The organism is Kitasatospora sp. NPDC054795 (assembly GCF_053611565.1).
Genome location: NZ_JBSHAP010000034.1, coordinates 43,893 through 53,756, shown reverse-complemented (window position 1 = coordinate 53,756; position 9,864 = coordinate 43,893). Strand labels below are relative to the sequence as shown.

Below are 9,864 nucleotides of genomic sequence, written 5' to 3'. Positions count from 1 at the left end.
GTCGCCCCCGGGCGACCCCCCCAACCACGTGCCACCCCCCCCGGGGCCGGGGGCCGCCCCGGCCGCGGGGCACGTGGGGGGGGGCCGACTTCCCGCGCCGGAGTGGTGGTGAACGGCCCGGCCCGACAACACGCCCCAACCTGCCGTTCCCTGTCGGGCGCGGGTGGCCTGGGCACGGCAGTGGGCGAGGGCGTACGTGATGCGGGCCTCGAAGCGGGCGGTGGCGGATCTCGGCGGGGCGGGTCGGCGCGATCCTTCCAGAGGCACCTGCGATGGCGGCCCGGCCGACCTGGAACTCCTCGACGACCTGCCGCACCCGCCGAACTGCCGCGTCGCCGTGTTCGCCGAACGCCTCGACCGACACGCCGGCGAACCGGGCTTTCGGGCGGTGATCGTTGTGGTGGGCTGTCCGCGAAGATCACCGCCATGTGTCATCCGATGGCCCGACGCTTTCTCAGGCGCGGGCCGACTCCTGCGCCTGCCCCGTATCCGGGGCCGATGCCCGTGCGGCCCGTTCGTCGCGCGTGGTCGCCGCCGCCACCGCGCACGCCACCAGCGCCAGCACCGCCGCCGCGAACGGGAACCACCGCCCGCCCAGCACCGCGATCGCCGCCGACCCCGCCGCACCCCCCGCCGCCGTCCCCAGGTACAGCGCGCTGCTGTTCAACGAGATCAGCAGCGGCGCGTTCACCGGATCGATCGACGCCAGCCGGTGCGGCAGCGCCACCGACACCGCCCACCCCGCCATCGGCACCACCACCGCGTACCCCAGCGCCCCCGGCATGCTGAGCCCCAGCCACGGCAGCGCGGCGAACGCGAGCGCGGCCACCGCCGAGCCGGCCAGCAGCACCCGCCGCACCCCGATCCGGTCCACCAGGCGCCCGCCCAGCCAGCTGCCGGCCACCGACATCACGCCGCTGGTCAGCAGGATCAGGCTCAGCCGGTCGGCGTCGCCGCCGGTGGCGCCGGCCATCGCGGTGGACAGGAAGATGTAGACGCTCTGGAAGGCGAGGAAGAACACCAGCGTGGTGGCCGCGGCGCCCAGTACCCGGCGTCGGCCCAGCGGCGCCAGGCGCGCCTTGAGGGTGGCGGCGGCGGCGGGGGCTGGCAGGTCGCGCAGCAGGAGGGCGAGGCCCGCGAGGGCGGCCAGGCCCAGCGCGGTGACCAGCCACATCGTCATCCGCCAGTCGGCGCGTCCCACCCAGGTGCCCAGTGGCACGCCGAGCGCGGTGGCCACCGTCATCCCGCCGAGCACGGTCGCCAGCGCCCGTCCGCGCCGCTCGGGGGCGACCAGGGTGGTGGCCACCGCGTTGGCGGTCGGCGTGTAGAGGGCGGCGCCGGCCGCGGCCAGGACGCGGGTGGCCAGCAGCAGCCCGTAGGTGGGGGCGAGCGCGCTGAGCGCGTTGGCCGCGCTGAACACCACGAGCGCGGTCAGCAGCAGGCGCCGGCGCGGCCAGCGGGCGGTGAGCGTGGCCAGCACCGGAGCCAGCAGCGCGTAGCCGAGCGCGAAGACGGTGACCAGCTGGCCGGCGGCCGGCACCGACACCCCCAGGTCGGCGGAGATCGGGCCGAGGATGCCGGCGAAGACCATCGAGTCGGTGCCCATGGCGAAGGTGCCGAGGGCGAGCAGGAGCAGACGTACGGGCACGGCAGGGCCCCCCGGGGCGCAAGGAAAACCAATTGTTGGATGGACATGCAACTGTTTGATGCTCGTCAAACACTCGGGGATGGGTGGATGATTGTCAAACCATCCGTTTCCCCCGCGGTTCCCCGCGGCCCCCGAGGAGCGTGCGCCATGAGCGACGACGAGCGGCTTCCCCAGCCCGCCACCGCCGACATCGACCTCGTCACGGTCCTGCACGCCCTCGGCGACCCCGTGCGCATGACCCTGCTGCTCAGCTACGCCGACGACGCCGAGCACTCCTGCGACCCCCGCGACCTGGGCCTGGACCACCTCCACAAGTCGACCGTCTCCCACCACATGCGGGTGCTGCGCGAGGCCGGCGTCACCACCACCCGCGTCGCCGGCCGCAACCGCTTCGTCAGCCTGCGCCGCGCCGACCTCGACACCCGCTTCCCCGGCCTGCTCGACGCGCTCCTGGCGGGCCGGGCAACTCCCGCACGGTAGACCCGGGTTGGCCCCTAGGGGGTGGAGCGCCGCGGCTGCCGCCGCAGGCGTAGGCCTGCGGACGTAAGGCCCCCCGGACGGCTCCTGCCGCGGGCGGACGCGCCCGGGCGGGCCGGGTCGGCACGGTGGACGCGCACCCCGCCCACCGGCGCGCACCGCCCACCGGCGCACCCCGCCGTCGTGCCGCCGCCCGACCCGCCGCAGGAGCCACGCCCATGACCGGATCCCAGCCCGACCGCCCGTCCGACCGCCCGTTCTCCCGCCCGTCCGAGCGCCCGCTCGACCGTCCGCTCGGCCGCCGCGGCGTCCTCGGGGCGCTCGCCCTGGGCGCCGCCACCGCCGCCACCGCCGCCGTCACCGGTGCCGGGCCCGCGCGTGCCGACAGCGCACCGGGCGGCGCCGCACCGGGCGGTGCCGCGCAGGGCGGGGCCGCGGGGGAGCCCCGCCTGTGCCTGCCGGCGCCCACCGGTCCCCACCCCGTCGGCACCGCCCTGCTGTACCTGACCGACGCCACCCGCGCCGACGCCTGGGCCCCCGCGCCGCGCCCGCGCGAACTGCGCGCCCGCCTCTGGTACCCGGCCGCGCCCGGCGCCCGGGGCCCGTACGCGCCGTGGATGAGCCCCGCCGAGACCGCCCACCTGCAGGCCGCCTACTTCGCCGTCCCCGACGCCCGCCTCGCCTGGCCCACCACCCACGCCCGCCCGGACGCGCCCGCCGACCGCAGCCGCCGCCACCCCGTGGTCCTCAACTCCCACGGCTCCGGCGCCGACAGCGCCTTCAACACCGCCCTCGCCGAGGAACTCGCCTCCCACGGCCACGTCGTCGCCGCCGTCGACCACACCTACGACGCCGGCGAGGTCGAATTCCCCGGCCACCGCCTCGAAGTGCGCGACAAGGCCCGGGTCCAGGCGATGACCGACGCCGAGATCGTCGCCTACCGCGCCGCCGACGCCCGCTGCCTGCTCGACCGCCTCGAAAGCGGCCCGCTGCCCGCCGGCCTCCACACCGCCCTCGACCTCGACGCCGTCGGCATGTTCGGCCACTCCATGGGCGGCGCCACCACCGCCCAGGCCCTGCACGACGACCCGCGCATCCGCGCCGGCGCCGTCCTGGACGGCCCCCTGTTCGGCACCAGCGCCACCGCCGACCAGGAACGCCCCCTGCTGCTGATGGCCTCCACCTGGGACAGCCCCGCCCGCGACGCCATGTGGGACACCCTGTGGCCGCACCTGACCGGCTGGCGCCGCCGCCTGACCCTCACCCGCTCAGGACACCTGTCCTACTGCGACCTCCAACTCCTCGTCCCCCAGGGCCAGAGCGTCTTCGCCTGGCCCGCCGACCAGCTGGAACACTTCCTCGGCACCGGCGACCCCCGGCGCGCCGTCGCCGCCCAACGCGCCTACCTCACCGCCTACTTCGGCCTCCACCTGCGCGCCGTCCCCGCCCCCCTGCTCGACGCCCCCTCGCCCCGCTGGCCCGAGATCCGCTTCGACGCCTGATCCCCCGAGGCCCCGAGGTCCTGGGGCCCCGAGGTCCTGAGCCCCCGGGCCCCTGTTCCGCCGTTCCGCCGCCTCGGCCGACCGCGCGCTTCACCGGCTCGGCGATCCGCTCCTCCACCTCGGCCGTCACCTCCGTCGGCGCGAAGTACGCCGGCCGCATCGGCCCGTTGTCCAGCTGCGCCTGGTCGCTGAAACCCGGCGTGGCGTAGCGGGACTTTAACTTCTCCGCGCTCTGGAAGAAGCACACCACCGTGCCCTCCAGCGCGTAGGCGGGCATCCCGCACCGGAGCTCGGGCGCGAGCGCGGGGGCGGCGGCGGTGACCACCGCGTGCACCCGCTCGCCCTGCGGCATCTCCGCGATCTTCGCGAGCGCGTCCCGCAGCGCCTCGGCCGCCTTCTCCGCCCGCGAGGCCCGGCGGGCGGCCTTCTTCAGCTCCTGCGCGTGGTCCTTCACCGCGGCCCGCTCCTCGGCGGAGAACCCCTCGTGCCTGCTGCTCGTGCCGAACCCCTCCGTGCTGTCGTGCGATCCCGGGAGGAACCTCGGCGTCCGCCTCCGACACGGCGGACGGTCCGTCGGCTTCCGGGTCCGGTGGGTGGTGTGCGCACGGCGAAGCGGCGGAGCGGGAGGCCCGTGCCGGTGGGCCTCCCGGCTCCGCCGTACCGCCTCCCGCGGCGGTGAGGGCGTTGCGGTGCAGCGGGGTCAGTAGGGCAGGGGCCGGTTCTCGTGGGCCCACGCGCGTTCGGCCTCGCTGCGGGACGGGGGCGGGACCGGGGCACCGCGGACCGCGTAGGGTCCGTACGTGGCCGGGCCGACCCGGACGGAACCAGCGGAAGGACGGACCGTGCCGATCAGAGGCGTGATCTTCGACGTCGACGACACCCTGTTCGACTACTCGGGCTCGGAACAGGCGGGCATCCTCGCTCACCTGCACCACCTCGACCTGCTGCACCGCGTCCCCGACCCGCAGAGCGCCGTGACGCTGTGGCGCGAGGTCATGCGGGAGCAGTACGCCCGCTTCCTGGCCGGCGAACTGACCTTCGCCGGTCAACAGCGCGAACGCGCCCGCCAGTTCCTCGCCCGCCTCGGCGAGGACACCACCACCATGCCCGACGAGACCGCCGCCGCCTGGTTCGCCGGCTACACCGCCCACCGCAACGCCGCCTGGACCGCCTTCCCCGACGCCGCTCCCACCCTCGCCGCCCTCGCCCCCACCCACCGCCTCGGGGTCGTCTCCAACGCCCCGATCGACCAGCAACGCCCCAAACTCCACGCCACCGGCCTGCTGCACCACTTCGACGACACCGCCCTCGTCGGCTCCGACCGGCCCGGCGAGGCCAAACCCGACCCCGCCATCTTCTGGACCGGCTGCGCGCGCCTCGGCCTGCCCCCGCACGAAGTCGCCTACGTCGGCGACAACTACGACCTCGACGCCCTCGGCGCCCGCAACGCCGGCCTGCGCCCCTTCTGGCTCGACCGCACCGCCACCCGCACCGCCCCGGTCGACGACGGCATCCACGTCCTGCACACCCTCACCGCCCTGCCCGCCGCCCTCCACACCTGACCCGGGCCGCCCCGCGCACGGGAAGTCGGCGGGGTCGGCTTTTGGCGCTGAGGTGGGGCTCGGGTCCGAAGCTCGTCCACCATCCGGGCCCGCGGCTGTCGCGGGTTGTGGGGGAGTGGGAAGTCGGCGGGGTCGACTTCCCACTCCCCGGGGTGTGCCGGGTGCAGGACGCTCGCCGGGGGCCGGGGGCCGGGGTCAGTCGGTGAGGCCGAACATGGTGCGGCAGGCGGCGCTCAGGCCGGTGACGGTGACCGGGGTGCGGGCGTGTTCGGCCCAGGCCTCGGGGCTCAGGCGCAGGCGCTCGGAGACCACCACCCGCCCGTCCAGGACGTCCCGGTCGATGCCGTCGCCGCGGTAGCCGAGCCTGCGCGAGACGGCCAGGGAGGAGTGGTTGTCGGCGAAGGAGAGCGAGGTCGCCGAGCGCGCGCCCAGCTCCGCGAAGGCCAGGTGGAGCATCGCGGCCCGCATCTCGGTGCCCAGGCCCTTGCCCTGGTGTTCCAGGCCGAGCCAGGAGCCGGAGACGATCTCGCGCCGCACGCCGAACTCCTTGGCGCGCATGTCCTGGATCCCCACCGGGCGCCCCTCGTGGAAGGCGACCAGGTTCAGCGCCCAGTGCTGCGCGCTCCAGCGGCCCAGCCGTGCCCAGTGCAGCTGCATCACGTGCCGGGCGCGTTCGGCCGGCGGGAGCTCGCCCCACGGCGTCAGGAACGGACGGTCCTGGGGCAGGTGGACGCCGCGCGCGGCGACGTCCGCCACCTCGGCCAGTTCGTCCTCGGTGGGCAGACGCAGCTCCAGGCGGGGCGAGGTCACGCGCAGCCCCCGCAGGGGCCAGTGGTCGGTGATCATCGGACCAGTGTGCCCAGCGGGCGCACGACCCGCACCGCCATTTCCACCCGGCTCGCCGCCCCCGCGCCGCGCCCCGTTGTACGCCTTCCGGGCGACACCGACAGTGACCCAACTTGACGCACAGTCACCTAAGGTCATGTTATGAGTGCACGAAGTGATGCTCTGCTCGTCGGAGAACCGCCACCCCCGCACCGCCTGCCCACCCTCACCGCCCTGCGCTTCGCCGCCGCCCTCGCCGTCTTCCTCTTCCACGCCTTCCTCGTCACCGACCCGCTGCGCCCCGAGGCCCCGCTCGGCTTCTTCGCCGCCCCCCGCCTCGCCGCCGCCCTCGCCCACGCCACCTCCAAGGCCGGCTACGCCGGGGTCTCGTTCTTCTTCGTCCTCAGCGGCTTCGTCCTGACCTGGTCCGCGCGGGACGGTGAGCGCCCCGCCGCTTTCCGGCGCCGGCGCCTGGCCCGGATCTACCCCAGCCACCTGGCCATGTGGGCCGCCGCCGCCCTCCTGTTCGCCCGGGCCTGCCCGGTGCGGGTCTGGCTGCCCAACCTTCTGCTCGTGCACGCCTACTCGCCCGACCCGAACATCAACTCGGGTATGAACATGCCCAGTTGGTCGCTGTGCTGCGAGGTCCTGTTCTACCTGCTGTTCCCGCTCCTGCACCGCGCCGTACGGTGTCTGCCCGAACGCGCCCTGCGCCCGGCCCTGGCCGCCGTCCTGCTGGTGGCCGCGGCCGTCGCGGGAGCCGACGCGGCCCTGCTGCCGGCCCACCCCCGCATCCCCCAACTGCCGGTTTCGCTCGACCAGTTGTGGTTCGGCTACCTCTTCCCGCCGGCCCGGCTGCCGGAGTTCGTCCTGGGCATGCTGCTGGCCCGGGCCGTCGCCGCGGGTCTCGCCCCGCGCATCCCCCTCGCCCCCGCCGCCCTCCTCCTCGCGCCCGCCTACGCGCTGGCCCTCACCGTCCCCTCGCCCTACGACTTCGTCCTGCCGATGGCCCTGCCGATCGCCCTGGTCATCTGCGCCGCCGCCCACCACGACCTGCGCCTCGGCGCCCCGCGCCCCGCGCCGCGCCGCCTGGCCCAGTGGCTGGGCGGCGTCTCCTTCGGCTTCTACCTCTGCCAGGGCGTCGTCCTCTTCCACGGCCGCCCCCTCGTCCTCGGCGACCGCACCTACCCGACCCCGATCGCGGTCCTGCTGACGCTCGCCGCGTTCGCCGCGACCCTGGCCGCCGGGGCCCTCGTCCACACCCTGGTCGAACGCCCGGCGGTACGGCGCCTCGCCCGCCGCCGCGGCACGGCGGGGGGAGACCCGGACAGGCTCCGCCCCTGTCGAGCCGGCACCGATCGAGGGGATTCACCGCCGCCCGGCTCTCGATCGTCGACGAGCTGAGCATCCTCCCGTTTCCCGAGCGGGAGGCCCGGCCGGGGACGGACCGTCGACGGGGTGGGCCCGGACACCACGTGGCCGTGCTCAGGGAGAGCCGGGACTTCCGGAACGACCGCGGCGAAGAGACCGCCGAGGCGGCCGAACAGGAACCGGAAGCCGATCTCCGCGCACTGACGGCCGTTCTGGCCGACCGCTGGGGAGATCCGGCGACGGTCGAACTGTGGCCGTGTCCCGGGTTCGACGACCCGGATCCCGAATCGGCGGCTCCGGAGCCGCCGGGCTTCCTGTGCAACGTCGCCGCCACCATGCGCGTGTGGTGGCTGCCGTCCGGCGGCCGTCGGCTCGCGCCGGCCGTTGGCCGGGCCGATCCGGAGTTCCCGTTCGAGCCGCCGGCCGCCGTCGGTGAGAAGTCCTCGCTTCCGCGCTGAGCCGCGGGGTGCACGGCCGCCGTTCCGGCGGGCCACCCGATGGCGGCAGATGGCGGCAGGCGGCGGCCGGTGGCGGAAGGTGCGGGTGCGGGGGCCGTCAGTGGCCGGGGGTGGGCCGGTCGAGGGCGGCGACCTCGCGGACGGCGTCGGCGACGGCGCGGAAGTCCTTCCTCAGGATCGCGCCGTGGTTGCTGGGGACCTTCGCGCTGATCCCGATGTGCGGGTTGCGCTCGGTCACCGCGGGCAGGGCCGCGCGGATGATCTCCTGCTCCTCGCCCTTGCTGCCCAGGGAGACCCCCGAGGCGACCACGTACCGGGTCGGGACGGTGACGGCGTCCAGCACCGGGCCCAGTGCGCCGGCGCTGCCGATCCTGCCGAGCTCGATGTTGCAGTCGGACATCTGCCGGTGGGTCATCCGCGGGGTCAGGCCGGTGGGGCGCATCAGCGCCATGAGCGGCGCCCACTGCCGGAACTGCCTGCGGATGCGCTGCTCCATCTCCTCGGTGAGCCAGTCGTAGGGCTGCGCGCCGTCGACCAGGACGGCGCCGACGGTGCGCCGCGGGTTGCGCGAGGCCTGGTGAGCGCCGAGGAACGCCCCGTAGGACCAGCCCACCAGCAGGGCCCGCTCGACGCCGCGGGCGGTGAGGACGGCGTCGATGTCCCGGACGGCGGCCTCGAAGGAGTAGTCCGCGGAGCGCTTCGAGCGGCGGCCGCGGGCCCGCTCGTCGTAGGTGATGTGCCGGAACCGCGGGCCGAGTTCGGCGATGACGCGGCGCCAGTGGCCCTGGGTGGCGAACTGGCCGTTGAGGTAGAGCACGGGCAGGCCCGGGCCGCCGGTGTCGGTGACGGCGAGGGCGGTGTCGTCGACCGGCAGCATGCCGGTCCACGGGCTCGGACGGGTGGTGGGTGCGGTGTTGCCGGTCATGGTGTCCCCCTGGAGCTGGACGGTGTCGGCCCGGGCGGGGCCGGGGTCAGAGGCTGCGGGCGGTGATGTCGCCGTGGGAGGTGGTGGCGCGGATGTCGAGCACGGTGGTGCCGTCGTTGCGCAGGGCGTTGGCGACGCGGCCGTGACCGGTGCCGGCGTCCAGCGCGGCCGAGGCGCCGGCGGCGGCGCCGACGGTGATGCTCCCGGCCTGGGTGGTCAGCTCGACGGTGCCGCGCCGGGCCTCGGTGATCCGGATGTCGCCGCGGGTGGTGGCGATCCGGGCGGGTCCGGTGAGCCGGCCGACCTCGATGTCGCCGTCGACGGCGGTCAGGTCCAGGCTCGCGGCCTCGTCGACCTTGGTGGTGCGGTACGCGCCGTCGAAGGCGACGTCGCCGAGGCGGCCGACGACCCGCAGTTCGGCGGCGGCGGCCCTGCCCCGGACGGCGGAGCCGGCCGGCAGCTGGACGGTGACCTCCAGGGAGCCGGTGGGGCCCAGGAGCTGGTGCCCGGCCGCGGCGGTGGTGATCCGCAGGACGCCGTCGGCGAAGGCGACGGCGGTGCGCTCGGCGGCCTGGACGTCGCGGTTCCTGCCGGCCTCGGCGGGCCGGACCTCGACGGTGGTGTCGCCGCGCTCGGCGGCGATGAACCGAACGCGCCCGCCGGGGATGTCCAGGACGACGGTGATCGGGGCGGAGGTGTCGAACTTCTGCATGGTGCGCTCCTGGGTGGATGCGGGGTGGGTGCGGGCTCGGACCCGGTTCCGGGCCTGCCCCGTCGGTGTTTCCGACATTGGAAACGCTACGTTGCTTTCAAGATCCCGGCAACTAGTTCGTTGCGTCAAAACAGCGTTGTGGCAGGTGAATGACGGGAAACTGTTGCAACGGATGTGTCGATGAACGCAACGGCGACCGTTGCGACCATTGCAATGGGTGAAAGGTGAACGCTATGGTGGGGCCGACCGGTGACCCCACCCGTCGGCACCCCGCGAACCAGGCCGCGAACCAAGCGGCGACCACCCCCGCGCAGAACGCCAATCCCGGAGGCATCCTCACCCACCCGGTACGCCGGCAGAACGCCCAGGGGCTGGCCGACAACC

9 protein-coding genes and 1 pseudogene are annotated in these 9,864 nt (G+C 75.1%); 5 read left to right on the top strand and 5 right to left on the bottom strand.

All coding sequences use genetic code 11. The features are described from left to right. Positions 1 to 454: 454 nt before the first annotated feature. Positions 455 to 1,648: an MFS transporter gene (locus tag ACWGJO_RS14950; protein ID WP_452183885.1), complete on the bottom strand. Its 1,194-nt coding sequence runs from the start codon at positions 1,646 to 1,648 to the stop codon at positions 455 to 457. Positions 1,649 to 1,795: 147 nt separating this feature from the next. Between ACWGJO_RS14950 and ACWGJO_RS14945 the strand changes: the two genes are divergently transcribed. Next, on the top strand, positions 1,796 to 2,128 hold the full coding sequence (locus ACWGJO_RS14945) for an ArsR/SmtB family transcription factor (RefSeq protein ID WP_452183883.1): 333 nt from the start codon (positions 1,796 to 1,798) through the stop codon (positions 2,126 to 2,128). Between the two features lie 215 nt (positions 2,129 to 2,343). Beyond that, positions 2,344 to 3,627: an alpha/beta hydrolase family protein gene (locus tag ACWGJO_RS14940; RefSeq protein WP_452183881.1), complete on the top strand. Its 1,284-nt coding sequence runs from the start codon at positions 2,344 to 2,346 to the stop codon at positions 3,625 to 3,627. Between the two features lie 76 nt (positions 3,628 to 3,703). Here the strand turns inward: ACWGJO_RS14940 and ACWGJO_RS14935 are convergent. Next, positions 3,704 to 4,081 (bottom strand): annotated as a pseudogene (locus ACWGJO_RS14935) (hypothetical protein); the annotation flags it as partial. Between the two features lie 388 nt (positions 4,082 to 4,469). On the opposite strand from ACWGJO_RS14935, the gene ACWGJO_RS14930 reads away from it, so the two are divergent. Next, positions 4,470 to 5,189: an HAD family hydrolase gene (locus ACWGJO_RS14930; protein WP_452183879.1), complete on the top strand. Its 720-nt coding sequence runs from the start codon at positions 4,470 to 4,472 to the stop codon at positions 5,187 to 5,189. Positions 5,190 to 5,384: 195 nt separating this feature from the next. Here the strand turns inward: ACWGJO_RS14930 and ACWGJO_RS14925 are convergent, their stop codons facing one another. Further along, on the bottom strand, positions 5,385 to 6,035 hold the full coding sequence (locus tag ACWGJO_RS14925) for a GNAT family N-acetyltransferase (RefSeq protein WP_452183877.1): 651 nt from the start codon (positions 6,033 to 6,035) through the stop codon (positions 5,385 to 5,387). A 141-nt stretch (positions 6,036 to 6,176) separates the two neighbouring features. Here ACWGJO_RS14925 and ACWGJO_RS14920 point away from each other — a divergent pair, with 141 nt between their 5' ends. Beyond that, positions 6,177 to 7,418 carry an acyltransferase family protein gene (locus tag ACWGJO_RS14920; RefSeq protein ID WP_452183875.1) on the top strand — a complete coding sequence of 414 codons (1,242 nt, stop codon included), beginning with the start codon at positions 6,177 to 6,179 and terminating at the stop codon, positions 7,416 to 7,418. A 77-nt stretch (positions 7,419 to 7,495) separates the two neighbouring features. Then, on the top strand, positions 7,496 to 7,843 hold the full coding sequence (locus tag ACWGJO_RS14915; protein ID WP_452183874.1) for a hypothetical protein: 348 nt from the start codon (positions 7,496 to 7,498) through the stop codon (positions 7,841 to 7,843). A gap of 97 nt (positions 7,844 to 7,940) precedes the next feature. Here ACWGJO_RS14915 and ACWGJO_RS14910 read toward each other — a convergent pair whose 3' ends face one another. After that, positions 7,941 to 8,768: an alpha/beta fold hydrolase gene (locus ACWGJO_RS14910; RefSeq protein WP_452183872.1), complete on the bottom strand. Its 828-nt coding sequence runs from the start codon at positions 8,766 to 8,768 to the stop codon at positions 7,941 to 7,943. A gap of 46 nt (positions 8,769 to 8,814) precedes the next feature. After that, positions 8,815 to 9,480 carry a DUF4097 family beta strand repeat-containing protein gene (locus ACWGJO_RS14905; protein WP_452183870.1) on the bottom strand — a complete coding sequence of 222 codons (666 nt, stop codon included), beginning with the start codon at positions 9,478 to 9,480 and terminating at the stop codon, positions 8,815 to 8,817. Positions 9,481 to 9,864 lie beyond the last annotated feature (384 nt).

Coding starts and splice junctions, on each gene's coding strand:
- ACWGJO_RS14940 (WP_452183881.1), top strand. CDS start 2,344: ATGACCGGATCCCAGCCCGACCGCCCGTCCGACCGCCCGTTCTCCCGC.
- ACWGJO_RS14905 (WP_452183870.1), bottom strand. CDS start 9,480: ATGCAGAAGTTCGACACCTCCGCCCCGATCACCGTCGTCCTGGACATC.
- ACWGJO_RS14925 (WP_452183877.1), bottom strand. CDS start 6,035: ATGATCACCGACCACTGGCCCCTGCGGGGGCTGCGCGTGACCTCGCCC.
- ACWGJO_RS14920 (WP_452183875.1), top strand. CDS start 6,177: ATGAGTGCACGAAGTGATGCTCTGCTCGTCGGAGAACCGCCACCCCCG.
- ACWGJO_RS14910 (WP_452183872.1), bottom strand. CDS start 8,768: ATGACCGGCAACACCGCACCCACCACCCGTCCGAGCCCGTGGACCGGC.
- ACWGJO_RS14945 (WP_452183883.1), top strand. CDS start 1,796: ATGAGCGACGACGAGCGGCTTCCCCAGCCCGCCACCGCCGACATCGAC.